Source organism: Sphingomonas desiccabilis (genome assembly GCF_004135605.1).
In the GTDB taxonomy this organism is placed as follows: Bacteria; Pseudomonadota; Alphaproteobacteria; order Sphingomonadales; family Sphingomonadaceae; genus Sphingomonas; species Sphingomonas desiccabilis.
The window spans coordinates 1,559,738-1,586,453 of record NZ_SDPT01000001.1; the positions used below are offsets into that span (position 1 = coordinate 1,559,738).

25 protein-coding genes are annotated in these 26,716 nt (G+C 67.0%); 8 read left to right on the top strand and 17 right to left on the bottom strand.

What is annotated here, in order from left to right; genetic code table 11:
* Positions 1-132: 132 nt before the first annotated feature.
* From EO081_RS07305 to EO081_RS07315, 3 genes are read right to left on the bottom strand one after another with little or no spacing between them, the layout of a single operon-like run.
* Complete coding sequence (locus tag EO081_RS07305; RefSeq protein ID WP_129341185.1) at positions 133-801, bottom strand: class I SAM-dependent methyltransferase; 669 nt, start codon at positions 799-801, stop codon at positions 133-135.
* Between the two features lie 12 nt (positions 802-813).
* Complete coding sequence (locus tag EO081_RS07310; protein WP_129341186.1) at positions 814-1,707, bottom strand: NAD(P)/FAD-dependent oxidoreductase; 894 nt, start codon at positions 1,705-1,707, stop codon at positions 814-816.
* A complete protein-coding gene (locus tag EO081_RS07315) occupies positions 1,697-2,161 on the bottom strand; it encodes an Rrf2 family transcriptional regulator (RefSeq protein WP_129341187.1) in 465 nt (154 codons plus the stop codon). The genes EO081_RS07310 and EO081_RS07315 overlap by 11 nt, the downstream gene beginning before the upstream one ends.
* Before the next feature lie 299 nt (positions 2,162-2,460).
* Between EO081_RS07315 and EO081_RS07320 the strand changes: the two genes are divergently transcribed.
* The 4 genes from EO081_RS07320 to EO081_RS07335 are packed head-to-tail and all read left to right on the top strand — an operon-like array spanning position 2,461 to position 7,913.
* The gene (locus EO081_RS07320; protein ID WP_129341188.1) at positions 2,461-4,479 is read left to right on the top strand and encodes a TonB-dependent siderophore receptor; all 2,019 of its coding nucleotides are present in this window, start codon (positions 2,461-2,463) and stop codon (positions 4,477-4,479) included.
* A 10-nt stretch (positions 4,480-4,489) separates the two neighbouring features.
* Positions 4,490-5,230: an ABC transporter ATP-binding protein gene (locus EO081_RS07325; protein WP_129341189.1), complete on the top strand. Its 741-nt coding sequence runs from the start codon at positions 4,490-4,492 to the stop codon at positions 5,228-5,230.
* Positions 5,227-6,666 (top strand): ABC transporter permease, encoded by a 1,440-nt coding sequence (locus tag EO081_RS07330; protein ID WP_129341190.1) that lies wholly within the window; start codon positions 5,227-5,229, stop codon positions 6,664-6,666. Before EO081_RS07325 ends, EO081_RS07330 begins: the two co-directional genes overlap by 4 nt.
* Complete coding sequence (locus EO081_RS07335; RefSeq protein ID WP_129341191.1) at positions 6,663-7,913, top strand: ABC transporter permease; 1,251 nt, start codon at positions 6,663-6,665, stop codon at positions 7,911-7,913. Before EO081_RS07330 ends, EO081_RS07335 begins: the two co-directional genes overlap by 4 nt.
* Before the next feature lie 215 nt (positions 7,914-8,128).
* On the opposite strand, the gene EO081_RS07340 is transcribed toward EO081_RS07335, so the two are convergent.
* The 3 genes from EO081_RS07340 to EO081_RS07350 all read right to left on the bottom strand — a co-directional run bounded on the left by EO081_RS07340 (position 8,129) and on the right by EO081_RS07350 (position 10,340).
* Positions 8,129-9,226: a GIY-YIG nuclease family protein gene (locus tag EO081_RS07340; RefSeq protein ID WP_240697572.1), complete on the bottom strand. Its 1,098-nt coding sequence runs from the start codon at positions 9,224-9,226 to the stop codon at positions 8,129-8,131.
* A gap of 237 nt (positions 9,227-9,463) precedes the next feature.
* Positions 9,464-9,661, bottom strand: coding sequence for a type IIL restriction-modification enzyme MmeI (locus EO081_RS16945; RefSeq protein ID WP_322612200.1), 198 nt, complete (start codon positions 9,659-9,661; stop codon positions 9,464-9,466).
* Between the two features lie 289 nt (positions 9,662-9,950).
* On the bottom strand, positions 9,951-10,340 hold the full coding sequence (locus EO081_RS07350; RefSeq protein WP_129341193.1) for a hypothetical protein: 390 nt from the start codon (positions 10,338-10,340) through the stop codon (positions 9,951-9,953).
* A 332-nt stretch (positions 10,341-10,672) separates the two neighbouring features.
* On the opposite strand from EO081_RS07350, the gene EO081_RS17015 reads away from it, so the two are divergent.
* Positions 10,673-11,101, top strand: a complete 429-nt coding sequence (locus EO081_RS17015) for a thermonuclease family protein (RefSeq protein ID WP_129341194.1) — start codon at positions 10,673-10,675, stop codon at positions 11,099-11,101.
* Between the two features lie 476 nt (positions 11,102-11,577).
* Here EO081_RS17015 and EO081_RS07360 read toward each other — a convergent pair whose 3' ends face one another.
* A complete protein-coding gene (locus EO081_RS07360; RefSeq protein WP_129341195.1) occupies positions 11,578-12,009 on the bottom strand; it encodes a Ros/MucR family transcriptional regulator in 432 nt (143 codons plus the stop codon).
* 1,168 nt (positions 12,010-13,177) lie between these two features.
* Here EO081_RS07360 and EO081_RS07370 point away from each other — a divergent pair.
* The gene (locus EO081_RS07370; protein ID WP_129341197.1) at positions 13,178-13,402 is read left to right on the top strand and encodes a hypothetical protein; all 225 of its coding nucleotides are present in this window, start codon (positions 13,178-13,180) and stop codon (positions 13,400-13,402) included.
* Entirely contained in the window at positions 13,399-13,719 is a 321-nt protein-coding gene (locus EO081_RS07375; protein WP_129341198.1) for a hypothetical protein, read from the top strand. The genes EO081_RS07370 and EO081_RS07375 overlap by 4 nt, the downstream gene beginning before the upstream one ends.
* A gap of 279 nt (positions 13,720-13,998) precedes the next feature.
* Here the strand turns inward: EO081_RS07375 and EO081_RS07380 are convergent, their stop codons facing one another.
* The 6 genes from EO081_RS07380 to EO081_RS07405 all read right to left on the bottom strand — a co-directional run bounded on the left by EO081_RS07380 (position 13,999) and on the right by EO081_RS07405 (position 21,464).
* Positions 13,999-14,436 carry a hypothetical protein gene (locus tag EO081_RS07380; RefSeq protein WP_129341199.1) on the bottom strand — a complete coding sequence of 146 codons (438 nt, stop codon included), beginning with the start codon at positions 14,434-14,436 and terminating at the stop codon, positions 13,999-14,001.
* Complete coding sequence (locus tag EO081_RS07385; protein WP_129341200.1) at positions 14,433-14,990, bottom strand: glycoside hydrolase family 108 protein; 558 nt, start codon at positions 14,988-14,990, stop codon at positions 14,433-14,435. The genes EO081_RS07380 and EO081_RS07385 overlap by 4 nt, the downstream gene beginning before the upstream one ends.
* 40 nt (positions 14,991-15,030) lie before the next feature.
* Positions 15,031-15,396: a hypothetical protein gene (locus EO081_RS07390; protein ID WP_129341201.1), complete on the bottom strand. Its 366-nt coding sequence runs from the start codon at positions 15,394-15,396 to the stop codon at positions 15,031-15,033.
* Positions 15,396-15,842, bottom strand: a complete 447-nt coding sequence (locus EO081_RS07395) for a hypothetical protein (protein ID WP_129341202.1) — start codon at positions 15,840-15,842, stop codon at positions 15,396-15,398. Before EO081_RS07395 ends, EO081_RS07390 begins: the two co-directional genes overlap by 1 nt.
* Before the next feature lie 62 nt (positions 15,843-15,904).
* Complete coding sequence (locus tag EO081_RS07400; RefSeq protein ID WP_129341203.1) at positions 15,905-18,832, bottom strand: sialate O-acetylesterase; 2,928 nt, start codon at positions 18,830-18,832, stop codon at positions 15,905-15,907.
* Positions 18,833-18,875: 43 nt separating this feature from the next.
* Complete coding sequence (locus tag EO081_RS07405) at positions 18,876-21,464, bottom strand: Hint domain-containing protein (protein WP_129341204.1); 2,589 nt, start codon at positions 21,462-21,464, stop codon at positions 18,876-18,878.
* Between the two features lie 24 nt (positions 21,465-21,488).
* On the opposite strand from EO081_RS07405, the gene EO081_RS07410 reads away from it, so the two are divergent.
* Complete coding sequence (locus EO081_RS07410; RefSeq protein ID WP_129341205.1) at positions 21,489-21,833, top strand: hypothetical protein; 345 nt, start codon at positions 21,489-21,491, stop codon at positions 21,831-21,833.
* Here EO081_RS07410 and EO081_RS07415 read toward each other — a convergent pair.
* The 4 genes from EO081_RS07415 to EO081_RS07430 are packed head-to-tail and all read right to left on the bottom strand — an operon-like array spanning position 21,830 to position 26,716.
* Entirely contained in the window at positions 21,830-22,249 is a 420-nt protein-coding gene (locus EO081_RS07415; protein ID WP_129341206.1) for a DUF6950 family protein, read from the bottom strand. The two genes, EO081_RS07410 and EO081_RS07415, sit on opposite strands and share 4 nt — an antisense overlap.
* Positions 22,246-22,890, bottom strand: coding sequence for a hypothetical protein (locus EO081_RS07420; RefSeq protein WP_129341207.1), 645 nt, complete (start codon positions 22,888-22,890; stop codon positions 22,246-22,248). Before EO081_RS07420 ends, EO081_RS07415 begins: the two co-directional genes overlap by 4 nt.
* Complete coding sequence (locus EO081_RS07425; protein WP_129341208.1) at positions 22,887-23,489, bottom strand: hypothetical protein; 603 nt, start codon at positions 23,487-23,489, stop codon at positions 22,887-22,889. The genes EO081_RS07420 and EO081_RS07425 overlap by 4 nt, the downstream gene beginning before the upstream one ends.
* Positions 23,489-26,716, bottom strand: a complete 3,228-nt coding sequence (locus EO081_RS07430; protein ID WP_129341209.1) for a coiled-coil domain-containing protein — start codon at positions 26,714-26,716, stop codon at positions 23,489-23,491. Before EO081_RS07430 ends, EO081_RS07425 begins: the two co-directional genes overlap by 1 nt.

Genomic DNA, 26,716 nt, shown 5'->3' on the forward strand with positions numbered 1-26,716 from the left:
AGGCAACCGGACGGCCTGGGAGCCAGATAGCGGGTCCGGCGACGCCACCAGCTCCGTCGCTACGCCCGCCGGCACTGTTCTGGCGCCCTGCCGGCAGGGTCACCGAGCACGTCCCTGAACAGGGCGCCTGCCTCAAGCCCATGCGACCCAGCCCCTGAAGGAGAAGGCGGCATAGAAGAGCGCGACCTCGCGAAAGCCGGCCTCGGTCAGGATTGCCTCCTCCTCACCTGTCGGCAGCACGGGCAAACGCTCCGCCATCGTCGCGGCCGATGCGGATGCCCGCGCGAGATCGGCCGTCGAACCTCCGGCGAACGCTACCGATCGCGCGAGCCAGCGGGCCATATCGCCGGTCTCGGGGATGCTGTGATGGGCGACGACGAGCGCAGCGCCGGGCTTGAGGCGTTCATGGATTTCCCGCAGGATGTGCAGCCGCTCGTCCCGCTTGAGGAAGTGGAGCGTGAGGAGACAGGTCGCGCCGTCGAACGGACCCGAGGGGGCAGCGTCGACATAGCCTTGCTGCAGCTCGACCGACGCCCCCAGCGGCCCCAACACATGGCGCGCGAGGTCGAGCATCTCGGCCGAGGGGTCCACGCCGACGAAACGCCATCCGGGTTGCGCCTCGGCGAACGCCTTGAGCTCGAGGCCGCCGCCTGCGCCTACCACCAGAATGTCCGCCGCGGCCGGCGCACGCTCCGCCAGCAGCAACGTCGCCATGCGATGAAGATCGGCGAAGCCCGGCACCTTGCGCGGCGTGCTCTGCGCATAGGTCGCGACCATCGCGGGGTCGGTGAAGGGTTGCATGGGAGCCGCCGTTCAGCCGAACACGAGCGCACGGTGAGCAGCGGTCCCCGCCGTGACGCCATCGGCAACCGCCCAGCTGACCGTATGCGGAGCGCGTGCGATGTCGCCGGCGGCATAGAGGCCGGGTACGGTGGTCATCTTGTCGGCATCGGTCCGGATCACCGGCCCCATCGGACCTTCGTCGATCGCGGCGCCAAGCTGCTCGGCAATCGGACTCGCCATGCAGGATTGTGGGGCCACATAAAGCGCCTCGACCGGCCTTGTCCGCCCGTCCTCGAACTCCACGGCAGACAGGCCGGCATTCTCCCCGACCAGCCGCTTCAGCTTGCCTGCCTCGACCGCAACGCCGTGCTTCGCGAGCCTTTCGGCGCTCTCGGAATCGAGCTGCGCGCCGTTCAGGAACAGAGTCGTCGGCCCCCATTCGGCGATCAGGCAGGCCTGGTGTGCTGACATTGCCGTTCGGAACAGCACGCCCAAGGGCCGGTCGGCGAACTCGAAGCCATGGCAATAGGGACAGTGGAGCACGGTCTTGCCCCAGCGCTCCTGCAGGCCAGGGATCGGCTCCAGCGTGTCGCGCAGCCCGAAGGCCAGAATAGCCTTGCGTGCCGAGACCTCCTCGCCGCTCGCAAGCGATACTGCGAAGCCATCAGGATACGTGCGCGCTTGCGTCGCCTCCGCTTCGATCATCGTCACGCCTGGATAGCCGGCCACTTGCCCGCGCGCCTTGGTAAGGATCGATTGCGGATCCGCGCCGTCGAAGCCGAGAAAGCCGTGCGAGGCGTCGGCGAAGCGATTGCGCGGCCGGCGCGCGTCGATGATGCAGACGCGCCGCCGCGCACGGGCGAGATAGGTGGCGGCGGCGAGCCCGGCGAAAGCGCCGCCGACGATGACGACATCATGCTGCATGGTTGGTCTCCAGGGCGAGCGACCCGCCGAGTTCGGCGAGGCGCGTGTGAAAATCGGCGCTGAGTGCAGCAAGCGAGACTTCGCCGAACCGACGGAGCAGCAGTGCTTCGGCTTCATCGAAGGCCTCGCCGAGCGCAGCGTTCACCGCCTGCTCGACAAGGCAGCCTGGCGCCTCGGTCCGGTTGCCCATCGCCAGGAGTTCGGGGCGGCCAAGCGCTTCGTAGACGTCGCGGAGCGTCACCGTCGCGAGATCGCATGCGATCGTCCAGCCGCCGCCATGGCCCTTACCGGAGCGGACATAGCCCCGATCGCGCAAGCCCGCCATGATCCTGCGGATCACCACGGGGTTCGTGCCCATCGCACGCGCCAATGCCTCCGATGTGACCGGAGCCGGCTGTTCCGCCATGTGGAGCAGGACGTGGAGCACGCCCGAGAGTCGGCTGTCTCTTCTCATGCAACTTCATATGTTACCGATGTTGGTCGGCTTCAAGTGCGTTTGGCATTCCCTCGCAAGTTCACCACGAGTCAGTCGACGCATGCCGGCGGGGCCTCGCCGTGCAGCAGCCTTGGGCCAGGTGCAGGCATCGGTGCGCGGCATTGCGACAGGCAAGCCCACAGGCTCTGTTGCATCGCAACGGGAATTCCCTATGAGATGATGCAACATACCATGTCGTGAGAATATCGATTGTGCCTGTTGAGCCCTTTACGCGTCTGCGCTCGTCTGCCCTCTGGCTTGCGCTCTCTGCCGGGGCGATGACCTCCAACGCGCAGGCCCAGGACAGAGCCGACCAGCCTCTGCAAGATGCCGAGCAGTACGACATCGTCGTACTCGGATCGCGCGACACCGTGGATCGCACGCTTTCCTCCGATCGCGTAACCGAACGCATGTCGCACCCGAGCCGGTCGATCGAGCGGGACATACTGGACGCGGCAGGCACTTACCGCCTGAGCGACGCACTCGAACTGGTGAGCGGTTTCAGCCAGCAGAACAATCGTGGCGGCGTGATCGACAACTTTGCCGTCCGCGGATTTCTCGGCACCCCTGATGGGGGTGCGGAATATTATCTGAATGGCTTCATGGCGAACCGCGGCATGGCGCCGCCGCGCGATCCGGCGACCACCGAACGGATCGAAGTGCTGAAAGGGCCGGCTGGCGCGCTGTTCGGCGATGTCGATCCGGGCGGGCGGGTCAACATCGTGACGAAGGTGCCACGCTTCACGCCCCACGCCAACGCCATGATCAGCTACGGCTCCTTCGACACGCGCCGGGTGGAAGTGGATGCGACCGGGCCGCTCAGTGATAGGCTGGCGGCACGGATCGTGGTCGCGGCCGAAGACAGCGACGGGTGGCGCGACACGGTGTCGATCCGGCGTCGCGTCGTGTCGCCGTCGCTCACCTGGCGCCCGAGCGAGGCGGTACGGCTGACCTATTCGGGCGAGTTCAGCCAGTTCGATACCCCGTTCGACCGCGGTATTCCGGCGATCGACGGAGACGCCAATGCGCTGCCGCGCTCCAACTATTATGGGGAACCCTCGAACGGCCTCACCAGATCGCGCAACGACCAGCACCAGCTGACTGGACTTGCGGATCTCGGGGATGGCTGGACGCTGAATGGCGGCATCGTCTGGCGCACGGGGACGCTGAAGGGTCTGTCGGCGGACCAGTCGCGCATCGTCGGCACGTCGCTATGGCGCCAGCGCCGGTCGCGCGACTTCAGCGTCGATGATCTGTCGGCACGGCTGGAGCTCGCCGGCCAGCTCGGGCGGCATCGCCTCAGCGTCGGGCTGAAAGGGTACCGCTTCCTGTATGGCGAGCGCTGGATGCGCATCAATCCGTCGGCGACCGCGCCTTACGCGATCGACCTGTTCGATCCGGTCTATGGCTCGGTGGCGGCGCCGCTGCGGCCGTTCACCAACAATGACGAGAGCCGCTGGGCGGGTACCTTCTACCTGCAGGACATGTGGGAGATCACCGATCGGCTGACGCTCGTCGGCGGCGCGCGGATCGACCCCTATCGGCAGAAGATCGTCAACAACAACACAGGCGGCACCGGCCGCAACATCGACGAGCCGGTGAGCTTCCGCCTCGGCGGCCGTTATCGCTTGAGCGACGCGATCGCGGTGCATGCCAATTGGGGCGAGAACTTCTCGCTCAACACAGGAACGGATCGCAACGGCGCAGGCTTCGGACCGGAAACCGGCCGGGGCTATGAGCTGGGCATTGCCGCCAATCTGCCGGGGATCGACGTGGCGGCGACCTGGTTCGACATCCGCAAGCAGGACATCCTCACCACTGATCCGGTCGATCCGAACTATCTCGCTCCGGTCGGCAGCCTGGTCAGCCGCGGGATCGAACTCGACGCATCGGCACGGCTCGGGCAGCGCTGGCAGATCGTCGCCAACTATGCCTGGCTCGATGCGAAGGCGGACGATGCGGCCTTTCCGACGCCCGAGGTACTGAACGTGCCGGAGCATTCCGGCACGCTGCTGGTGGTGCACCGCATTCCGACAGGACGCGGCGACTGGCAGTTGAGCGGCGGCGTTGCTTATGTCGGCGACCGGGCCGGGTCGGTGGCGGCGACGCCGGTGCTGCTGCCGGGCTATGTCAAGGCGAAGGCGGCGATAGAAGCGCCCCTCACCGAGAACCTCCGCTTCCGGCTGGAGGCGGACAATCTGTTCGACGAGCGGTACGCGGCCAGCTCCTACAGCGCCTTGTGGATCTACCCCGGTGCACCGCGCACCGTGCGTGCCTCCCTCCGCTTCGACATCTGAGGATCAGCCGATGACCAAAGACACTCCCGCACCGATCCTGATCGACAATCTGGTGCTCGCGTACGGCCAGCATCGCGTCCTCGATGGGCTTTCCTTGCAGGTGCCCGCAGGCAGTATCACGGCACTGCTCGGCGGCAACGGCGCGGGCAAGTCGACGACGCTGGCGGCGCTGCTCGGCTTCGTGCGCGCGCAATCGGGGACGGTCCTGGTGGCAGGCGTCGACCCGGGCATGGATCCGGACGCCGCGCGCCGGCGCATCGCCTATCTGCCGGAGAATGTGGCGCTCTACGAGCACCTGACCGCCGCCGAGAATGCCGATTATCTGCTGGCGCTGTCCGAGGAACGCAAGGAACGGCGGATCATCACCGATGCCTTTGCCGCGGCGGGGCTTCAGGAACGCGCCTGGGACCAGCGGCTTGGCGGCTTCTCCAAGGGGATGCGGCAGAAGGTGGCGATCGCGGTCGCGTTGCTGCGTGAAGTGCCCGTGCTGCTGCTCGATGAGCCGACCTCCGGGCTCGACCCGCGTGCTACCGTCGATTTCAATGCGCTGGTCGCCGCGGTGCGCGATCGCGGCACCGCGGTGCTGATGGTGACGCACGACCTGCTCTCCGCCGCCGATGTCGCCGACCGGATCGGATTCCTCGAGGCCGGCCGCATTGTCGAGGAAGTCGCGGCGAGCGGGCCGGAACGGTTCGACGTGCGCGCGCTCCACGCCCGTTTCGCGGTGGCGGCGGAGCGGCTCGCGGCATGAGCGCTACTCGCCTTATCGCTCGCGACGAGCTGCGGCTGATGGTCCGCAATCGTGTCGCGGTGATCGCTTTCACACTTCTGGTGCTGCTGACGCTGGTGGCGGTGCTCAGTTCCTGGGCGCACCAGCGCGGCAACGCGGAGCTCCGTGCCCGGCACCAGCATGTCGCGGAGCACGCCTTCGATGCACAGCCCGATCGTCATCCGCACCGGGTGGTCCACTATGGCCACTTCATCTTCCGGCCGCTGGGACGGCTCGCCGCCTTCGATCCCGGCGTCGACGCGTTCACGGGCAGCAGCATGTTCCTCGAGGGGCACCGCCAGAACACCGCCAATTTCGGCGACGTGCGGCAAAGCTCGCTGCTGGTCCGCTTCGGCCAGCTAACTCCCGCCTTCGTCCTTCAGGTCGTCGCGCCATTGTTGTTGATATTCCTGGGCTATGGTGCGCTTGCGCGGGAGACTGAACGCGGCACGATGCGCCTGCTGATGCTGCAAGGCGCGTCGCGCGGCCAGGTGGTGCGCGGCAAGCTGCTGGCGCTGGGCGGGGTGGCGCTGCTCGCGGGGCTGCCGGCGATGATCGGCTTCGTCGCAATCGCCGGCCAGCCCGGCGCGCTGGCCTTGCCCATGGCGATTATCGCGATCGGCTATGCCGCCTATCTCGCGCTCTGGGTTGTGCTGATCCTGCTGGTTTCCGCTTCGGTCCGCCGCAGCCGCGATGCGTTGCTGGCGCTCGTCGCATTGTGGGCCGTCGCCGTCGTGCTGCTGCCGCGTGTCGCGCCCGATCTGGCGAGTGCCGCGGTGCCGCTGCAGAACCGGCTTCAGACCGATGTCGCCATCGCGCGCGACCTGCGACGGATGGGCGACAGCCACAATCCAGACGATCCGCACTTCGCCGCCTTCAAACAATCGGTGCTGAAGCGCTACGGTGTGAAGCAGGTCGAGGATCTGCCGGTCAACTACAAGGGCCTTCTGGCGCTCGAGGGCGAACGGCTCACCTCCGAACTGTTCGATCGCTATGCCGGCAAGAGCTACGCCGCGCAGGACCGGCAGAATGCGCTGGTGGAGGGAGTAGGCGTGCTGAGCCCGGCGATCGCGCTTCGCTCGCTGTCGATGGCTGCCGCCGGCACCGACTTTGCAGGACACCGCCGCTTCCTCGAGCAGGCGGAAGCGTATCGCTACGCGCTCGTCCAGCGGCTCAACCGGATGCAGGCCGAGGCAGTCAGCTACAGCGACGATACCGCCACCGACGCCGATGCCGACCGGCGCAAGCGCGTGGCGGCGGACAATTGGGGACAGATGCCGGACTTCACCTATCGGGCGCCGAGCGGCGCCGCACTGGCAGCGGGCGCGCTGCCCGGACTCGTGATCGTGCTTGGCTGGCTGGCCGTCGCTGGCCTGCTGCTCGTCCGCGCCTCCCGCCGCCTGGGAGAACGCCGATGACGCTTTGGAAGCATGAATTGCGGCTGCTGCTGCGCGGGCGCCTCAGCACCGTGGCATTGGCGCTGCTGGCGGTTCTTTCGGTAGCCGCCTTGGCCGCGGGCATGGCAGAAGTGTCGCGCCAACGCGCCGCAATCGCCGCGATCCCCGCGGCGCAGGCGGAGGACATCGCCGCCGTCGCGGACTATGTGGACCGGACCAAGGATGCCGGCAGCGCGGCCTATTACAGCTTCCACCCGACGTGGGACGCGCCATCTCCGCTCGCCTTCGCGGCGCTCGGGATGCGCGACGTGTCGCCCTACATCCTGCGCGTCCGTGCGCTGGGGCTGGAAGCGCAGATCTACGATGGTGACACCTTCAATCCCGAGCTCGCGCTTCCCGGGCGCTTCGACTTCGCCTTCGTGCTGGTGTTCCTTGCGCCCTTGTTCGTGATCGCGCTGTTTCACGATCAGGTTTCGGGCGAGCGCGAGGCGGGGCGGCTGCGCACGCTGACGGCGCTTCCGCGCGGCGGCTCGGGGCTGATGCGCCGCCGGACCTTGGTGCGGCTGGCGTTGCTCTGGGCGGTGCTGGCGGTGCCGTTCACTTTCGCCGCTATTGTGTCCGGCGTCGGCATCGGCGCGATCCTGCTGATCCTCGCGGTGATCGCGGCGTATCTGTCGTTCTGGATTGGACTGGCGGCGCTGATCGGCCGCTTGCGCTGGAGCTCGGTCGCCAACGCCGCGACGCTTGCCGCCTGCTGGCTGGTTTTGGTGCTGATCGTCCCGACTCTGGCGCATGTCGCGATCAACCGCGCGGTTCCGGTTGATCAGGGGGCCGAGATCGCCCTGGCGCAACGCGAGCGCGTGAACCACGCCTGGGATATCCCGCGCGAGGAAACGATGCGGCGCTTCTACGCCAATCACCCACGCTGGGCGGCCTCGGCCCCACTGGGTCCGGAGTTCCACTACAAATGGTATCTCGCGTTCCATCAGAACGGCGACGAGAGCGTGGCGGGCCAGGTGCGCGCCTATCGCGCGGGGCTGGAGCGGCGCGACGCTGCGGCGCGCGCGCTTGGCTGGGTGCTGCCGTCCGTTGGCGTGCAGGCGCTGCTCACCCGACTGGCCGCGACGGATCTGACCGCACAGCTCGCCTATCAGGACCGAATCCGCGACTTCCACCGCCGCTTGCGCGATTTCTATTACGCTTACCTCTTCAACGATCGCCCGTTCGGCAAGGAGGATTTCGCGCGAGCGCCTGTCTTTGGGCGGTGACTTTCATCCGGGTGGTACAAGGCCGATTGCTGGTCCTGATGGACGAAAAGGCATCGTGATCCACGGCACCGGCCGTCCCCATCACCTTCGTACCTTCCTGGCAGCGTTCCGCGTCTGCGAGTAGGGGCGTCAGCGGTTATGAAGCCTTAGGGAGCGCCGGGCGGCAGCTATCGCGTCTCTCACGCCAAAAGCAGACGGGCGGCTACCGGCCCAATTCAAGTCGTACTTGGAGCCAAGCCGGCCGCCTCGGGATCGTACACCATGCCCGCCAATGTGCCGTCGCCGATCCGTTCGACGATCTCGTTGACGACGTGCAGCGGCACCAAGAACCATTCGCGCGGCCGGACCGGTTTGCCGAAGCGGTCGGCAATTGCGACGTCGAAGCGTACCCGGCGGAGGACCCGATGGATTAGCGCTTCCAGGCGCGGTCGATTGACGTCGTAGAGCTTATACGTCGCGACCAGATCGACGTCCGCCAGAAGGTAGGTGGCGTCATCGGCAGCGCCGGAGATGCGCGCTTCGACCGATCCGCCCGTGATCCCGATCTTGTGTATAAGCTCACGATTGGCTGCAATCGTCGGGTGGCTCGAACGGCTGCGCAGGACATAGAGCGTCCCCGTTGCCAGCTGTTCGGGTTCAGCCTGAATCGGGTCGGCCTGCCCGAACAGCGGGCCGGCTGTCGGCTCGCTGATCCGCCGCCCGCCTTCATCCTTGTACAACGCGCGCTGGAGCGAGCGGAGCAGCAGATCGCTTTCGGTGCCATTGGAGTAGATGACGCGAAGCCGCGCGTCGGTCTGGCCATTGGGCGCCTTGATAGGGTCGCCCACCTCGGCAACATAAGCGGTCTGCCCGCCCAGAATGAAGAACTCGCCGGGCTGAATATCGGCCTTGGACATGCCTAGGTCGCGCACGAACGGGCGGGTCGCGCGCACGCCCGCCTCCAGGTCAGCCCGAACTTGGGCGAACAGCGGCTTGAAGGTGGCGAAATCCTCGCAGCGCTTCGCGTCGGCAATGTCCTCGGCGGCTTTGCGCTCGCTGTTCGGACGGACATTCCGCAACTGTGTGATGTCGTCGGGCGCCGGGACGTCGATCCCCAGCTCGGCCAGGAGGGCACCGTCGTCCAGCGCATCGGGCGCGGGACCGGCCGCAGTGTCGCTACCGTCAAGCAGGCCATGACTGTCGATGCCACCCAGCAATTCGCGAGCTTCGGGCAGAACCCGCAGACGGTCTAGCCGCACGGCATAGAGGCGCTCGAATATGTCCCTCCCCTCGCCGTGCTTGGGTCCGCGGCCGTGCTCGTCCCGGAACCTCACGATATCTTCGAAACCGGCGATGATCCGCTCCTGACCGTCGAGATGCCCGCCAGCGGCAGGAAGGTCGCAAAGTGGCGCGGCAGGTCGGCATAGGCGCAGGCAACCACGTCGCCACCGACCAGATTCTCGGCTCCACCGTCTCACCATCGGTTGCGAGGATGAACTTCGCCTTGGCGCCGGCGGTCTTGGGGGTTGTGCGCAGGGTCGCCAGCATTGCGCCGACCTCGCCTGCGGGCGCTATGCCGACGTGGATGTTGTTCCGCTGCAGGACGCCGCCGACATCGATTGGTTGGTGCCGTTCTTCGACGCGCGCAGCCGATCGACAGTCGCCTTCTTGGCTCCGAACGCCGTGATGAACTGGAACGGAAACTCGGCGGCGTCGAACGGCTGCAGGACCAGGTCGGAAACGGCTTCTTCGATCTCTACGGCATTCATCAGGCGCAACTATCCAGCGGGAGTCCCGCCGCGGCGGGAGGGTTCAGCTCCAACGATAGGCGACCCGAGCCCGTCCGTCACCGGGGTGCAAATCCGATTGCCTCGCTGTACCCCTTCTTGTACCCCTTGCTGCGCAACTCGCCGACAGACGGGCTGCGCGGTGACGTGAAATCAAGCACTTAGCTGGCGAAGAAAATAGGTCAGGAATCCTGTCTCCCCGACCAACGCTGCGCTGTTGGGCGACCCCGCGCGCGGGCTGTTCCTCGATCTTGCCGGTCGGGGAGCTGACTCAGTCCGGAGCCTGCCCCTTCCCGTCCTGCTCGGATCCGGTCAGCGGATAGCCGGAGCCGCCCTGACGGTCGCTGTCATAGTCCTCTCCCGGATTGCCGCCGCCCGCGCCCGCGCCGCTGCCATGGACCTCGCCGGTCTTCTGGTTGATCCATGCCCGGCTGCCATTGTCGGGCGGAAGGTCCTGCCCCTCGGCTGCCTCCGCGCCGCCTCGCGGGAGGCCGCTTTCATGGACAGGCGCAACGGAACTGTCGCCATATTCCTCGAGCGCGCGCTCGGGCGTATATTCCTGACCCGAGGTGCCGTCGCTCCGATCAAAGGCGTTCTTGGGCTCGGTCCGTTGCGGATCCACCTGCGGGTGATCCCGGTCGAAAGGTCCGGTGTCGTTCATGGGCGATCTCCTCGCCCTTGAAACGGCGGCCGAAGCGCACCGTTCCGCCCACCACCGCAGGTTCGCCACGGATTGGGATAGCCCCGAAGCTTCGCCCGTCGATCGAGCACGCAGCCATCGAAGGAGAGGCGCTGGTGGGCCCGGCACCCATCGAACTAAGCACCATCAGCGTCGGAAAACCGCCATTCCGGCAAGCCGGGCGCGGCTGGATACCCCCACGGATACCCCCAGCCGCATAGCAATAGGTGCCCTGCAGATCGCACGACGGTTCCCGCCTCTATCCGCCCAGACCTGCATGGACGGCGAGACGCCACGCGCGTAGCAGCCCTTTGATGCTCCTCCTTGCTGCGCTTGCCGCCGTGGTGATCCCCGCCGGCCAATCTTTTACCTGCACTCCAACCCGTGTTTGGGACGGAGATGGACCGGTTTGGTGCAAGGAAGGTCCACGCATCCGACTTGCCGGGATCGCCGCGCGCGAGTCCGATGGTAGCTGCCGGAGCAACCAGCCTTGCCCGCGGGCTTCGGCCGAGGAAGCGCGGCAGGCCCTGGTGCGACTGCTGGGGACGGCCACCGGCAAGAGCAAACAGGGCCACGTCTTGGTGCGCGGGCCGACGCTTCGGTGCACGTCGACCGGGCAGGCCGTGGGCAGCAGGACGGGCGCTTGGTGCGTGTCGCCGACCGAGGGCGACATCTCCTGCGCGATGGTGCGCGGCGGGACGGTGCTGCGGTGGTCGCGGTACTGGAAGGGGCACCGGTGCTGAAGGCGGCACGGGAAGGGGTGACACGGCGGCCTGGCTCTTTCATCAACATGTCACAGTCGAGCGCCAGAGGGGCCGGGCTGACTTCATCCTCTGTTGCTCAGCTTTACGGTCCCGCCCTGTACCCCCAGGGAACTAGCCCCGCCTGCCCCCCGCTGGCGGGGTTTCTTTTACCGCCGCCGCCACGACGATAGGCGCGATCTTCCGCACCAGCTTCGGCGCGACCAGACCGACCACACCCAACGCATCTCCGGGTTCTTCTTCGCGGCGCGGACGGCGCCCTTCAGTTGCTGGTCCGGGGGCCGGCGCTGCGCTGCACCTCGACCGGGCCAGCGGTTGGCAGCAGGACGGGCGCCTGGTGCGTTTCACCGTCCGCAGGCGATGTTTCCTGCGCGATGGTTGCCACCGGGACGGTTCTCCGCTGGTCTCGGTACTGGAAGCGGCATCAGTGCAGACGCTGATGTAGCCCAGGCAGCAGATCAGACCTTCTTGCGCAACTCGGACAGGCCCATCCGTATGGCGATCTGCCGCCGAGCGGCAGAGTAGTTTTCCGCAACCATTGGGTAGGTGGGCTTCAAATGATAGCGTGTCCGGTATTCTTCCGGAGTGAGGCCGTACGCCGCTAGATGCAGACGCAGCGACTTGTACGGCTTTCCGTCGATCATCGAAAGGATGTGGTCCTTAGACGCTAGCGACTCACTGACAGTTACCGCCGGGGTGTGTCCTGACGCCGTCCCCTGCGGATTGTCGCTCGCTCGCCGAACACCAGCCTGAACACCTGCTAGACCCTCGTGGATCCGCTCGATGAGTATTGGAACTTCATCTACCGCGAGCTGGTGCCTTGGATTATTGAGCCAAGCCACGGCAATCCGCGTCAAAATTCCAAAGATGTCGTTCCGGTCTTGAGACATTGAGTCGTCCCTATCAGCCATCGCAGGCGCACCCCCGCGGCCGATGGCAGGTCTTGTCACGTGCGATGCAGCTATTCCCGCACGCTTTTCCCTTGGAGCACGTCTTGCAACAAGCGACTGATGCCCCGGACGCAGCATTGCATGGGTTCACGTTGGCAGGGCCAACGGCGAGGATTACGGCCAGCAGCAGGTATCGCATGTGATTCTTCCCCTCACCGAAGCTGCAGCGGCAAGGGAAATGAGTCTAGCTATTTACAAATATCCGGGGGAGCGGGCCCGAACTGGATTCCCAGCCGTTCAGTTCATGAAGCGTCGCGCTGCCCTTGGCACGATGTGATCAAGGAACTCCCATGACGCTATCGGTCACGTTCTGTCGGGCTCAAGAAGCCCGCCAGCTAGCACTCGCAACGTCCGCTCCCTTGGAGAACAGCCGGCGAGTTGCCGCGGTTGCGGCTGTGGCATGGGCCAAGGAAGCTGACACCGCGGAGCGCTCCGATGCTCGGAAACTGAGGAGTGCGGCGCTGCAGCAACGGGCAATGAACCTACGAACCGAACAAGACCGGTTGATGAGTGAGAACCCCGATCGGGGCTTCGCCTGAGAACGCCTCGGATCGCCAAGATGCAATGCGTAATCTGACCGGGCGGGAACCCGGGCGCAGCTCGCCCGTGCTTCAAGGCGGGGGTGAGCGATGAACCCGCAACGTCGATGGACTCAGACCGACATCACCGGGCTTCGGAACCAGCTTCAGCAAGGCCACCCCGTCGCGGAAATCGCCAACCGGCTACACCGCAATCCCGAGGAGATCTCCTCCATGATGTGGCGCCTGCGCCTCCGGCTAATGCCAGCGCAAGTAAGCTTCGACTAACAGGATCGTGGCAATGGAACGGTCGAATCGTATCGTGGCCGTCGGGCTGCTCTGCCAGCGAGACCTCGAAGTTCTCGGCGCTGGGTTCAAACGTGCGTATCCGGTGGAGAATGTATCCTGCTTCGATCACCTTCTGAAAGCTATAGACGCCGCAGAAGCCCAGAGCCCTGGTGAGCCCGAGCAGGGAAGCTGACGAGCGGATACAAGCCCAGTGCGACCTTGCGCCTCATGTGCCCGGAGCGCAGTTTAGACAAGGATCGAGAGGATGTCGGGATGAGCGCGCGACTTCGAGGAGTGAGCACATGACCGACTTCGCAGCACTTGACGCAGCCTTCCAGCGGCTAGAGTCTTTCCGAAAGCGATACGCCGATAACAACACGGTGATTGACGCGTCGAGCGGGCTGACCGTCACTGATATCGATATCCTGCTGCGGCGGCTGCACCAGACCAGAAATATATCGACGGTGCCGATGTTTAGCGCCGCTGAGGTGCAGGCATTTCTCGCATCCCGCCGAGGTAGCGCATGAGGCAGGATAATCAAAAGTTGGCTAGTTACCCGATTTATGGCGGCCCTCTAAATGGACAGAACACCCAAGAAGCCGCCGTGGTCTACGCCTACCGGCGAGTAACGGCACCAGCAGTCTGCCGTGACGTACCGGGCGAGATCGGGAAGGGCCCGAATTACGTCTACCATCTGTACGTCATCGGCGACGGTAGGAAAGCATTCCTGCCGCGGGATGATGACGACCTATTGAAGGCCTACCAACAGACCATCGGCGACGTTGGTGATCCCGCTATCGAAGCGTTGAGGGGCGAGATCGAGCGCCGCACGCCCGACCGTTGATCGCGCCCGAGCGGCCTTTTTTCCATGGCCAGCGAGCGTTTGATGTGGGCGCAGGCGCGGAACTTCGCACCAGACCCACCCGTTGATGATCGCGCGCAACCGGTTTGAGTAGTTTCCCGCCTGAACCAGCCCCGCTCGTGCAGGCGGGGCCTTTTTTAGCTGCTTCACCGCTTCTGCTGCGTAGGCCAAGCCTCCAACAGCAGCCGTCGCTTCGCCTCGCACGCGGCGAGGTCGAACCGCCCATCGCGGATCGTCCCATCCTCATCGGCCGCTGTCGCGCTACCGTCCGCCTGCCGCCGCTGCGGTGTCGGCTCGCACGGGACCAGCGCCGCCGCCGGCGGATCCGGCAGCCTCGGCGAGTTCGGCATCGAGGGCGTCGATCGCGCGCACCCGGTCAGCATCGCGGCACAGCACGCGCCCAGCATCAGTTTGCGCATATTCCCTCACGGTGTTGGTGGATCGAACAATGATCGGTTGGCGCGCCGCCAAGCCATCGGCGTAGTTGGTCGCCGCCTGCGCGAGGTTGGTGGCGAAACGCCGCTCTGCCGCCAGCCGCGCCTTCTCCACATCGTCGAGCGCCGAGGTCCAGGCGGACCGCTCGGCGCGCAGCGTGGCCGTGCGGTCGGCCAGGGTCGCCCGTGTGGCGAGTAGCGCGGCGCCAAGCACCATCATCGGCAGCGCCCACCAGAAGCGGCGCAGCAGTGCGAGCGCGGTCATTCCGCTTCTCGCACCTGGCGCGCGACCCAGCCGTACAGGAACACCTCCTGCGTTCGGTTGGCCTCAGCGATGTCCGCATAGCGCCCGGTCCGGAAGGCGCGCACGAGCCACAGGAGCACCGCCCTACCCTCGCCGTTGTTCCGCTGCCTCAGGTAGCCGTCGAGCGACGCCAGCGTCATTGCGCCGACACCGCCGTCAACTGCGATGTCCGGATAGTGCTTCGCCTCGCTGTTCAGAAGGTTCAGCGCGCGCTGCAGGAACTTGCCCGCCCAGGCCGGGCCCATGTTCACGCCAGCGTCGAACAGTTCGGCTGCAATCGCCGCGTCACGCTGTGCCACCTTGTCGAAACCGGGCGCGGTCCAATAGCGCTTGAGGTAGATCTCGACTGCGGTCTGCCGCGGCAGGACGCGCATGTCGCCCTTGTAGCCATAGGCGCGCGCCACCTGCTCGGTGATGCCCCAGTTCGTGGGGCCGCCCCGGTCGGCCGGGTGGTTGCTATAGCCACCCTCGCGCGCGATCACGCCGTCGACCAGCTGGCTCGCCGTCTTTGCCATTGTTGGTCCTTTCAGGAGGGCCGGCCGCGCCGGCGCCGCACTACTTGCGCGGGTTGAAGAAGCCGTCGATCGCGCCGCGCAGGCGCTCCGAGAACTGCTCCGCGAGGAACTCGAGCAGGCCCAGTCCGATGAAGCCGGCAGCAGCGCCGACGCCCAGGGCGCGGAAGGGCGTCAGTTCCATGTCGGCGGAGATCGCGATCATCCCCATGCCGAACAGGGCCGTCAGCGCCATGCTGGTGCGGCTGGTGACACGCTCCTCCCCCTCGCGGCGCACGGACTGGGCGATGTACCGGCCGAGCACTACACCGGAGACGCCGAACAGCGCCGGCATGATCGCCACGTTGAGGCCCAGGAACGCGATCGCGGCTGGCCCCACTGCGGCCGCGACCATGTTCTGCCCGGCCACTAAGCCGCCACCGCCCAGGCGAGCGCCAGCGTGAACAGAATCAGGACAATCATCGTGTCGTGGCGGAACTGCACCTTGGTTCGGTGCTCCTCCGAGGTCGGCCGGCGCGTCAGTTGGTCGTTCATCCGCGCGCGCTCCTTGTCGACGATGAAGGCGGCGACCAGCAACCCCACAACCAGGATCACGCCGCGGGCGGAGGCGAGGAAGGTCACGATCCGCTCCGCCATGGCTCGATCGCCGATCCCGAACATCAGAAAGACGCCGGCGGGTGCGACGATCACGAGCATGGGCACGATCAGTGCGATTTTGATCCAGCGGTAGACGTTAACTGGGTGCCACAGGCCGAGCTGGTAATCGTGGCACACCTGCGCCGCCGCCCTGAGCGTGAGCGACAGGGGCAGGAAGGTGCCAACCAGCACCGCGAACATTCCCCAAAGTGGGTTCATGGGAGGTCTCCCTGCCCGGGAAGCGCCGGGCGTCGCCTAGAGGCCGGTAGGTGGCAGCGGGCTCAGCTTTCCGCAGCCAACACCCGGATTGGCAGCTGGAAAGCCGGCGCGACGTGCCAGAGCGGCCGGGCGATACCGCCAATGGTCGTCTTCTCCGGGGTGCTGTCCCGAAGGCACCCGTTCTTCGACATCTGAAAGGTGTTGGCAGCGGACGTGTAATCGAGCCCGTGCCGAATGATCGGGTTCGCGCCCAGCGCGCGGTTGAGCGTCATGGTGACGCTCGCACCGTCGCTGCCGATGGCGATGCTCGACAGCGTCAGCGCGCCCGTATCGTCCGAGACCTTGAAGCCCATGTCCGTCACGGCACCGAAGGTCGCCGGGTCCAGCACGAGCGGCAGCCGTGGCGCGCGGAACTTGACGCTGAGGACGTTCCCCTTGGCGTAGGCTCGAAGGGGCCAAACGCAGTCCGGCTGCCGAGCCTCGTACACCGCCTGATAGATTGCGCGCCCCAGCATCCGGCCGTACCAAAGCTCCGCGACCGCGGAGAGGTGCACGTTGTCGGTCGCGGGCGGCAGGTGGACAACCGGGGCAACGAAGTGGATCAGCTCCGGGCGCGCGTTGACCGCCCCAAACTGCCCCAGAGTGGGCACATCGAGGTTGGTGCGCGAGGTGCTGGCCGTGGTAGCCGTCTGGTAAACGAACAGGTGCACCGGCTCCGCCTGCCCGGTGATCGCCCGCACGTCCGCGTCGATGTCGGTCTGAAGCTGCAGCAGGAGGGACTGGTACGTCGCAACCGTGTCCGACGCAGTGGTATTGGCCTCCCCCTGCATCCACGACACCGCGTCGACACGGTAGGTCTTTCCTGCCGCGACGGCGAGCGCCCGGGCATCGCGCACATGGTCGAGAAAATTGGCGTACCAAGCCGAGCTCTTGCCGAGCTGCGTAATCCGATAGGAGCCGTGACCAGGCGCGCTCGCGAACACCACGTTCGCCGCCGGGTCGACGCCGTTGTTGATGAAGGCAAGCTCCACGAACGTGTTCGCCGCGCCGGAGCACGGTGTCTCGCCTGCCGAGCCGGCGCCGTCCGCGGCGGCGGTATCCTCCACCAACGGCTTCGAGGTGGACGTCCCCGGGGAGGTGTTGCCGGCATTGTAGGTGTTTCCAGCCTTCCCCGACTTCGGCCCGCTGCCGAACGTGAGGTTGCTATAGGGCTGCGCGGTCGAGATCGGCGGCACGGACAGCCATGCCGAGGAAAGCGACTGCCCATAGGAGAGCAGCCCGCTCCAACCGTCCGGTGTTGGCAACGGGATTCTATTGGGCTGCGACAACGGGAGAATGGGCCCGCTTGCAGGGCTGCTGCCGCTGCCGCCGCCCGCGGCGACTGCCTCTTGCAGCGCCTGAAAGCTGTCCGCGGTCACGATCGGCGTCGTCGTGGTGACGGATAGCCGGACCTGGAAGCTGTTGGTAGTGAGCTTGGCGCTCTGAACGGTGCCGCTGGCGGGCATCCCTGCCGCGGTCGTGTAGTAGCCGCCAGCGTCATTCGTGCCCGTGTAAGTGAAGCTCGCCGCGCCCTGCACGGCGATCAGCTCACCGGCCTTCACCGGGATGTCGGTTGCCACCGTCTGCAACCCGCCTGCGGCCAGCGTGTAGGTGTAGGACGCGACCAGCGTGACGGTCGTTCCGGACAACGTGTAGCGTCCGACCTTCATCGTGCTCGGCTCGCCAGCGAAGGTTTCCACCTTCAGCCTGCCGTCCTTGGCGATCGGCGTCGCGAAGATCACGGTCGCAGAGTTCGCAGAACTGCCGGTGACGGGCTCCGACGTGCGGCCGATCGTCTGCGTCACGCCGGTGCGGCTCAGCCCGGCCACGATCAGGGAATCTGCGGAGACCGTGCTCTGGAGAGCCGCCGCGGCAGCCTGAAGGGCGCTAAACCCCGACGCGGACACCACCTGCTTCGACACGGTGATGCGGACCTCGATGCGCGAAGCGATGTTCCCGTCCGTCGCGGCGCCGCTTGCCGGCAGTCCGGCCGCCATCTGCTTCCATGCGAAGGTGTCTGTCGCGGTGGATGCCGTATAGCTTAGCGGCCCGTTGCCGTAAAAGCCGATGTAGTCGCCCGCCTGGACGGGAAACTCCCCGTAATCGGCAGAGGTCAGCGTCTTCGCACCGGCGTCGTTGATCGTGACGACCGCGCTTGCCGCCTGCCGCGTGTAGATCCCGTCGGCGAGCGTATATCGGGCAAGTTGGAAGGTGCCCGCACCGTTTGAAGCGAACTCGACGCTGCGGACGAAGTCGGCGGCCGGGATCGGGCCGATCAGGAAGGTGTTGTTCGCCGCCTTCAATCCCGCGACCGGCGCCTGCATACGGCCGAGGACAGCGTCGGAGTACAGCGTCTTCGTTGCATGCTGCACCATGGCGAGAGCCTGCTGAGCGGCCGCCGCTGCAGTTTGCGCGCTGCCGAGCAGCGGGCCCAGATCGCCAGCACCATCCAGCGTGACCTCGATCGCCTCGTCCGCGGAAATGGTGGCAGAGATCTCTACCGTGTCCGCCGACACGAGGCCGCGCTGGACGCCAGCCAGCGGCTCCCGCTGCAACGGCGCAGCTTCGCTATCCAGCACCGTCGCGCGGGCAACCCAGCGACCGTAGAAGCGGGTCTTTCCGTCGATCTCGATCTCGTGGACCATGGGATAGTCGTCGCCGACCTCGCCGCCGTAGGGCAGCTTGTCGCGCATGGTGGTGAGATTGTAGCGACCGATGATCGTGCTCACCGGCGCGCCGTCGACCACCTCGACGGCCGCCAGGCGCAGGCCTTCCGCCGTCGCAGAGGTCACCGTCTCCAGCGCGATCACCGGCGCACCGGGAGTGTCCGGCGCCAGGCGCACCTGCTGGCGCATCGTCTTGCCGGTGAGATCCACGCCCTTCAGCCGGATCGTGAACGTGCGCACATTGTTGCGCCGGAACGCCATGTCCCAGCGGGCATCAGTCGCCATTTGCGGTTCCCCTGATTGGAAGCGTGTCGTGGAGGCGCGCGCCTCAGGCTTGGTTCGGCATCTCGGGCGTGTTCATCTTGATGTTGTGCGAGAGGACGCCGTTCGAGACGTAGGTGTGGGCGTCGGTCACGGTCATCTTCACGATGGTGTGCGTGCCGGCGAGCTGGGCACCGATCTCCCGCATCGGCCGCCAGCTGCCGGTGTAGACGAGGTGTTCGCCGGTCGCGCGGAGCATCCGGCCGCCCACCTCGGCCTCCCAGACGTCCTCGCTCTCCGCGATCTCCACCGCCTCGACCGGGAAGATGCCCCAGCCTCCTGCGACATCGTTCAGCCGCAGTTCGTGGCGGGTCCGGACGCAATCGCCCACCACGATCTCACCAGCCGGCTTCTCGCTGCCATCCGCCATCAGGATCGGCGTGTCCGTAGTCACGCAGTACCCGCCCGGCGGGGCCGCCCCGCCCCCGCCCGACGGCGGGCTGCCGGCGGTGGGGATGATGACGTAGCCGAGGTAGTGGCGCCCAGGATGGTCCGGAGACGCGCGGGCGTCGATGTCGTCCTCGAACAGCTGATAGGCGACCGCGCCGCCTTCCCGGTCTTCGTCGTCATACCCGATCGCGCGGAAGGCGCCGGGCTCCAGGCCGGTGTTGATCGTCGCGCCGTTGACGGCGACGTCGACGTGCCCGTCCGTGTAGCGACGCGTGTGCGCGCTGATCGCCACCGCTCCGGTGTCGGCGGCCGACATCGTCAGCCCGATCGGGAAGGAGGTCGCGATCGCCGCCTGCGCACCGCCGGAGGCGCTGAACACGCCAGCCGTGACAGGTCCCAGCACCAGCCGGTCGCTATAGGTCCCGCCCACCATGTAGCGCACCGCGACCTCGTACTGGGTGTCGGAGGTGACGCTGGTGATCTCCTTGCGCGTGATCCCCGGCCCGTCGAGACCGCCGCCGCTCCAGCCGGCGTCCGAATCCGCATCGGGGATGTACGGCCGATACTCGAACAGCACGCCCGCCAGCGGGCGATCGTCGGCCGAGCCGGTGACGATCACCGCCGGGAAGGACACGCCGTTGGCGCTCAGCACGGCGCCATTGGCCGTCCAATCGCCGGCATCCGGTGCGCTCAGGTCCAGTTCCGGGATCGAGAGGTCGGGCGTGGGCGGCGCCGTGCCGCCGTGCCCGAGCGCGAAGCTGTGCTTGGAGGCCGTCTCCGACCGGCAGGTGAACGTCACGCCCACAGTCGCCATGTCGATCTCGCGGTTGCGGACTACGACGTCCCGGCCGACCATCGCCGCTTCGGGAATGTCCACCGTCAGGCAGTCGCCCGGCCGGTAGCCGATCATCGTCGCCTTGCAGGGAAGAAGAATGCCGTCGAGCTCGCGGCCGTTCAGGATCTCGTAGAGCCCCAGCTGCGCGCCCTGGTCGACCTGCTGCACCAGCGGGAAGGTGATCTCCTTCGGCCGGCTGCCGCCGTCGACCGCCACATAGTCGGGGATCGCGATCGCGTTCAACGGCACGACCTCCCAGCCGTGGCTCTCCAGCCGCACCCGAGGAATGACGGTGTTGCGGCGGGCGCGGCGGCTGGCGGTACCCGGCACGTCGACGTCGCCGATAATGTCTGCGCTCGTGATCGTGCCGATCGAGACGCGCGGCGCGTTGAAGGTCACCGACAACTGCCCGCCGACCGGCATCGGCTCCGCACCGCCCGCCTGGCAGATCATCTTCAAGATGTCCCAGTCGTTGTCGGCGCTGGTGTAGACGATCCCGCCCGCCTTCCAGCCGTTGGCATCGCAGACGTTGGCCCACTCGACGAAGGGCGCCAGGTCGATCCCCACGACCTTCATCCCGCCGCCGGCTACCAGCGTGCCGTTCTGCACCCGGCCATAGGCCCAGGTGATGGCATGCAGCGCCGGGCTCTCGCTGTAGACGTAGGTTGCCTCCTGCCCCAGCCGGCACGGCCCGGAGCCGCCCGGATAGGTGCTGTCGAGGCGCGGATCGTAGACGAACACGCCCTCCAGGATCCGCCCGCGCTCGGGGACGCCGTTCGGGTACTTCTTGCCCTTGGTGTCGAACTTGAGCGTCCAGAGATCCGCGGCGAGGCCGGACAGCTTCGACGTCGGGTCCCAGCCGGGGAACGGCCCCTGCGGGCCCTGTAGCGCGCGGGCTTCCGGGCAGGCGCCCAGCTGCTGGTCCAGCCACATATAGCCCGCATAGGTCCCGATCGCGGCGCCGTTCTGGAATGGGACGGTGGCCTTCGACACCTGAAACGGTCCGAGGCTCTTGATCGGGCCGAGGCTATGGACCGCAACCCAGCTCTCCAGGCTGTTCTTCGAGCCGTAGTACTGGCGGTGCACGACCTTGCCGGCCGAATAGGTCCGGCCGATCGCATACGGGATGCCGGACTCCTTATCGATCGTGAACTCGGTCGGGTTGCCGCCGAGCGAACCCTTCGGCTGCGCGATCGAGGCGGCGATGGAGAGCGCGGCGGCGCCAACCTGGGCCACGGTGGCTACCGTCGCCACGGTGGCGGTGGCAGCACTTGCCGCAACCGCGCCAAGGGACACGGCCGCGCCGACACCGGTTGCGGCGAGCGCTACTGCGCCTACAACAAAGGCTGCCGTACGGAGAGCCTTGGCCATGCGTGCTCCTGAGGGAGGGATCTGATGAAGATGATTGCCGCGGCGCTACTGCTGCTCAGCGCCCCCGCCCTGTCTGGGCCGTTGTCGAAGTTCGACGAGAAGGAACCCGTCGCTGATTACGACACGCCTGCTTCGATCGGTGATGTCGAGCGGTGCCTGATCGATATGGACGGCTGGCTCGCGCCCAACGTGTACCGCCAGCCGGACCGGCCAGATCGGGTGACGTTGGTGTGGATCGCCGGGGGCGTCGGCGCAGGGAAGGCAGCGGCTCGGATAGACCTATCGGTCACTCCGGCTGGTACGCACGTTCGCTCCTGGATGCCGGCGAAACAGGCGTTGGCATGTGCGCCTATGCGGCCGGCAAGCTAGACGCGCCAAGCCGCGAGGTACTTCACCGGCTGGAGGATGTCCGCCCCCTCCACGTCTTCGTGATAGCCGAGCACACGGCCGTTCCCCACCGCGACGCTGAGGGCACCGCCGAACGGCCCGTCGGCTGGCAGCAGCACCAGGTCCGCCACCCATGCAGCGGCAGGTGCGATCCGAGGCAGCCCGAGCGCGTCGACCGCCGCCGCGAGATCCTCGAACCCGGCGCGCTGCAATGCGCGCGCCGCGCCCAAGGCGTTGCTGTAGGTCCCTGCCCTCGCCAGCTGTGGCCGGTGCCCCATCTTGCGCAGGACGAAGGCCGCCAGCCGGACGCAGTCGTTCTTCCCGTATGCGAGCGGCTGGCCCTTGAACCGGTCGACGGCCGCCTGTGCCGCCTGCTGGCGGCGGAGAGGCGCGCTCATAGCCCGATGTTCCCCAGGAAGGATGCGGTGGCGCTGCCGCCGGTAACGCGCACGGTGGAGGGCGGCTTCTCGACGCCCCACATCGATGTCTTGTCGGTCCCCGTCATGTTCGCGAGACCGGTTTCGTTCGGCCACACGAGCCGGTGCCAGCTGTCGGACAGGCGCGCGCCCTTCTCTTCGTCGTGGAACGGTTCGAGCGCGGAGGCGCAGCGCCACTCCAGGGCTAGGGTGCCCCGACCCACACGGACCCGTGGCACGTCCAGCTCGCCGGCGAACAGCTGGATCGGCTCCGGGAGTAGCCGCCCGTCAGCGGGGTTGATCAATCCCAACCAACCCCCGACTTCGCCCCCTTGGGCTGTCGCCGCGACCAACTCCGAAACTGCCGCCCCCTGCGGAGCAACAAAGGTCAGGGACCAGTCCGGCGCCTCGTCGACCACGCCATCCTTAAGGTTGCTCGCGGCGACCAGGATGCCAAAGCGAGGATCCTCCCCCACAAAGCGCTCGCCGTTGAACGGGACCTCCGCCGACCCGACGAGATGGCACAGCGTATAGTCCGGCAGTTGCACCCGCACGAGCGGGGCGAACGGATACTGTCCCGTGCGCAGCGCCGCCGACATCTGTGGCGTGAGGCGAAAGGTCATGCCCGCTCCTGGATGCTGAACGACAGCGGCTCGGTTTTCGCACGCACGAAGCTGGCGCCCTTGTCGAAGCCGAGGAGCTTGCCCTCGATCATCGGCGCCACGAACTCGACCGGCTCGCCGTCGACCGTCAGAAATCGCAGCATCGGCCAGATCGGCAGGGCAACCCGCCCGTCCGCTGGCACGATCATCTGGCCGGCGCAGGCGATCATGTGCACGTAGCGGCGGCCGTTGTGCACGATGCTGAAGAAGTTGCCGCGGGTAAGCGCACCGCCCGGCTGCAAACCGCGCAGGGACAAAGTCATGCCGCCTTGGTCGCCGCCGTCGACCACCGCCGTGAACCCTGCCGATCGCCGGGCGCGGTTCGGCTGGACGATCCGCATGATCGCACTGCTGTTGCTCGCCTGGAACAGCGCCGCGGTCATCATCCGCCCCTCGGCATCGTTGCGGAACTGCGTGGTCACCACGTCGACAGCAAAGCGGTCGCCCGGCCGCGGGATCGGCAGGTCCGGCCCGCCAAGCGCCCCCTCCTGCTCCCCGCTGAACAGGCGCGGGCGCAGGGCGAACGACTTGATCCGCAGGTGCGGGATCTCGACCGGCATCAGCCCCGCCACCGGCCGAGCCTGCGCGTACCTGCCGCCATGTCGTTCGCCTCCGCCATCGCTGCGCCGCCAGCTGCCGCCACCTGCGCTCCTTCAACCACCAGCGGGCCGGCCACTGAGGACACGCGGGCGTCGAAGTAGGCCGACGGGGTCAGGTCGAGCTTCAGCCTAAGCTCGCCGCCCAGCGCCCCGCCACCGCCGAGAAGCCGGCGCGTCTCACCAGCGGGGGTGACCTTCGACCCGCGCGGCAGGTTGACGATCTCAGGCCCATTCTCCGCCAGCCACGTCGCGCCGCCGGACCACCATTCCGTGCCAGCCGCGTTGTTGCCGGGCTTGCCGCCAAACAGGCTGCCCAGCTTGCCGAGCATCCCGCTCAGCGTCGGCAGGGCCTTGTCGCCGTTGATCAGGTTCTTGAGCGGGTTGAGCAGCGCGAGCTTCACGAACTCGCTTTTCAGCATGTTGAGGACGGTCTTTCCGGCATTGCCCCAGCTGGACCAGGTATCCTCCGACAGGACCGTGTCCACCAAGTCGTTGCCGAAGTCGCGCATCTCCTGGAAGCCGGCGGCCGCGAGCTTCGCCTTGGCAGCGACGCCGTCAAGGAGCTCCTGGTTCTCCAGCAGCTTCCGGCCTTCCTCGCTATCGGCAGTGATACCCTCGCGCTTCATGCGGAGGATGAATTCCAGCTTCGCCATCGCGCGATCGCGCTCGTCGTTGCCAGCCGCGGCGAGGGAGAGGTCCAGCTTCGCCATCTCCAGCGAATCCCGCTGATCAGCAGCGGTGCCCATGTAGAACTGCGCCCGGCGATATGCTTCGTTGCCGCGCGCCTCATTAACACGCGCCTCCACGAACCCGCTTCGATCGTCGCCTTTCAGCTTCTTGGCGTCCGCGTCCCGCTCCGCAGCACGCCGCGCGGCATCAAGCGCGGCAGTTAGCGGATCCTTGCCCAGGTCGCGGATGCTCTCGATCGTCTCCGCAAAGCGATCCTTGGACGCTTTGGTCTCGACGGCCGCTGCGCCCTTCGCCTCCTCCGCGTGCATCTCCGCCAGCGCCGCGCGATAGGCTTCGATCACCTTCGTCAGCTGCTCCAGCGCCTCGCCCTGCGCGACCGTCTGGAGCTTGAGCAGCGGGCGCAGCGCCGCCTCGTCCGACAGCGCCTGCGCCATCCCCTCGACCGGCAGCGTGCCGGCGAGGACCTGGGCGCGCACAGCCGCTCGGGCCTCTGTCTCCTCGCGCAGCTGGGCGACCGACTTCGCGCCGTTCGCCACCTGCTCGCCGACCATCACCTGCAGCTGGCGCTGCACCTGCGCGTCGGTGTCGATGCCCCGGCGGGTCGCGTCGGTCAGGCCCTTGCGGGCCGCCTCGGCGCGGAGTGCGGCGTCACCACCGACCAGATAGGCGCGCGCTAGATCGAGGGAAGCCTGCGCATTTACGTCCATCGCCGCGGCCTGCCGCGCGAGGGACTGGCCATGTCGGTCGGTCTTCTCCCGGGCGGCGTTCACAGCCGCCTCGAGTGGCGCCAGACGGGCGGTATACTGGTCCTGGGTGATGATGCCCTTTTCCAGTTCCTCCTTCGCCTTCTCGCGCGCGATGGTGAGCTTTTCCTGCGCCTCTTGCAGCTTGCTCAGGTTCCCTGCCTGCAAGCGCGCCTGAGCATCAAGGATGGCGGTGTTCGCAGGGTCATTCCGGCCCCCGCTGAAGTCTCCAAACGCGATCGCCGCATCGCCCGGCCGGCCGGCGCCATTCAGCAGCCTTGCCTGTGCCTGCGCGCTGACACCCGTCCGCGCCGTATCCACGATGTTCTTCAGCAGACCCTGCAGGTGCTCCACCTGCTTATAGCCGGTGGTCCCATATTTGAACTCGCGGGTCAGAGCGGCCAGTTCGGACGAGACTTGCGCTGCGCTCTTTTCGCCGCGAGCGAACTGCTGCTGCAGCTGCGCCAGACCTGGGATCGGCACGGCCGTGTTCACGAAGCTGCTGCGCGCGTCGACGTAGGCAGCGCGCGTGTCGTTCACGTCCTTGCGCGCGGCGAGAATCGCGTTCTGCAACAGCGCCTGGTTCTGTTCCTTGATCCGGCCGGTCGTCTTGTCGATGATCCCGGACAGGCTTTCCTGATGCTTTGCCAGCTCGTCGGCTGCGGTGCTCGCGTCGCCCGATCGGCTGATCAACTGCCCAACGATCATGACGGCACCCAGGAGGACAGCGCCCCACGTACCGGCCATGAAGGAGATGAAGCGGTTGGCGCCGCCCGTCATCAGGTCGAGCGCCTGCACCACCTGCCCACCCTGCTGGGCGAAGATCACCATCAACGGCGTGTTCAGCGCCCACTGCTGGGTGATGTCTCCGATCTGGTAGGCGAGCTGCTGGCCGCCGGCACGAAGCTGTCCCTGGGAAACGTTTGCGCGCATCTGCGCGGCGGTGGCGTCGTCGAGCGCGTCCTGTTCCAACCGGAGCTTGGCGACATACTGGTCCAGCGAGATCGCGCCGCGGCTGACGAGCTCCCTTGCGTTCGCCATCTCCGCGTCGAAGCGCATCTGCGCGGCTGCGGCCGGGTCGATGGCGGCGATCAGCGCGCGCGTACGCTGCTCCAGCCTCTCCTCGGCATCGAGCAGTTCGCCCATCGCCAGCGCAGAGCGCTTGGCCGAGCCCTCCCACTGCCCAAAGCCGGTCCCAGCAGCCGCCTCCACCCGCGCCTGCATGGCGGTGAGCTCAGCAGTTTCCTGCGCCGTGGTGCGCGTGGTGCCAGCCACCTTGTCGAGCACGGCCGCAGCCTGCTGCTCGGCAGCAATGAACTGGTCGAGCGTGATCCGCCCGGCATCATGCAGCGCCGCGGCCTCACGCATCTCGGCATTGTAGCGCTGCTGCGCCGCGAACGCCGGATCGATGGCGCTCACCAATGCGCGGGTGCGCGCGTCCAGCTGCTCTTCGGCGGCAATCAGCTCCTTGAAGGCTGCGGCGGATTGGCGGGCAGAGCCCTCCCACTGCCCAAAGCCGGTACCGTTCGCATCCTCGATCCGCATCTGCACGGAAGACTGCGGCGCGATGGCAGCGATCTTGGCGGCGGCGGCGGCTTGGCGCTGCAGGGCGGCTTCGACGTCCTCGCCGGCGCGCTCATAGGCCTTGCTCCAGCGCTTCGCCGATGCATCGCCAGAAGCGGCGATCTCGTCAAAGGTGCGGGTGACGTCGGCCTTGCCGGTGGTTCCCATGCGGATCGAGACGGACTTTTCCAC

Excerpts from the sequence above, each read along its gene's own strand:
- EO081_RS07305 (WP_129341185.1), bottom strand. The coding sequence starts at position 801 with ATGCAACCCTTCACCGACCCCGCGATGGTCGCGACCTATGCGCAGAGC.
- EO081_RS07310 (WP_129341186.1), bottom strand. The coding sequence starts at position 1,707 with ATGCAGCATGATGTCGTCATCGTCGGCGGCGCTTTCGCCGGGCTCGCC.
- EO081_RS07315 (WP_129341187.1), bottom strand. The coding sequence starts at position 2,161 with ATGAGAAGAGACAGCCGACTCTCGGGCGTGCTCCACGTCCTGCTCCAC.
- EO081_RS07320 (WP_129341188.1), top strand. The coding sequence starts at position 2,461 with ATGACCTCCAACGCGCAGGCCCAGGACAGAGCCGACCAGCCTCTGCAA.
- EO081_RS07325 (WP_129341189.1), top strand. The coding sequence starts at position 4,490 with ATGACCAAAGACACTCCCGCACCGATCCTGATCGACAATCTGGTGCTC.
- EO081_RS07330 (WP_129341190.1), top strand. The coding sequence starts at position 5,227 with ATGAGCGCTACTCGCCTTATCGCTCGCGACGAGCTGCGGCTGATGGTC.
- EO081_RS07335 (WP_129341191.1), top strand. The coding sequence starts at position 6,663 with ATGACGCTTTGGAAGCATGAATTGCGGCTGCTGCTGCGCGGGCGCCTC.
- EO081_RS16945 (WP_322612200.1), bottom strand. The coding sequence starts at position 9,661 with ATGAATGCCGTAGAGATCGAAGAAGCCGTTTCCGACCTGGTCCTGCAG.
- EO081_RS07350 (WP_129341193.1), bottom strand. The coding sequence starts at position 10,340 with ATGAACGACACCGGACCTTTCGACCGGGATCACCCGCAGGTGGATCCG.
- EO081_RS17015 (WP_129341194.1), top strand. The coding sequence starts at position 10,673 with ATGCTCCTCCTTGCTGCGCTTGCCGCCGTGGTGATCCCCGCCGGCCAA.
- EO081_RS07360 (WP_129341195.1), bottom strand. The coding sequence starts at position 12,009 with ATGTCTCAAGACCGGAACGACATCTTTGGAATTTTGACGCGGATTGCC.
- EO081_RS07370 (WP_129341197.1), top strand. The coding sequence starts at position 13,178 with ATGACCGACTTCGCAGCACTTGACGCAGCCTTCCAGCGGCTAGAGTCT.
- EO081_RS07375 (WP_129341198.1), top strand. The coding sequence starts at position 13,399 with ATGAGGCAGGATAATCAAAAGTTGGCTAGTTACCCGATTTATGGCGGC.
- EO081_RS07380 (WP_129341199.1), bottom strand. The coding sequence starts at position 14,436 with ATGACCGCGCTCGCACTGCTGCGCCGCTTCTGGTGGGCGCTGCCGATG.
- EO081_RS07385 (WP_129341200.1), bottom strand. The coding sequence starts at position 14,990 with ATGGCAAAGACGGCGAGCCAGCTGGTCGACGGCGTGATCGCGCGCGAG.
- EO081_RS07395 (WP_129341202.1), bottom strand. The coding sequence starts at position 15,842 with ATGAACCCACTTTGGGGAATGTTCGCGGTGCTGGTTGGCACCTTCCTG.
- EO081_RS07400 (WP_129341203.1), bottom strand. The coding sequence starts at position 18,832 with ATGGCGACTGATGCCCGCTGGGACATGGCGTTCCGGCGCAACAATGTG.
- EO081_RS07405 (WP_129341204.1), bottom strand. The coding sequence starts at position 21,464 with ATGGCCAAGGCTCTCCGTACGGCAGCCTTTGTTGTAGGCGCAGTAGCG.
- EO081_RS07410 (WP_129341205.1), top strand. The coding sequence starts at position 21,489 with ATGAAGATGATTGCCGCGGCGCTACTGCTGCTCAGCGCCCCCGCCCTG.
- EO081_RS07415 (WP_129341206.1), bottom strand. The coding sequence starts at position 22,249 with ATGAGCGCGCCTCTCCGCCGCCAGCAGGCGGCACAGGCGGCCGTCGAC.
- EO081_RS07420 (WP_129341207.1), bottom strand. The coding sequence starts at position 22,890 with ATGACCTTTCGCCTCACGCCACAGATGTCGGCGGCGCTGCGCACGGGA.
- EO081_RS07425 (WP_129341208.1), bottom strand. The coding sequence starts at position 23,489 with ATGCCGGTCGAGATCCCGCACCTGCGGATCAAGTCGTTCGCCCTGCGC.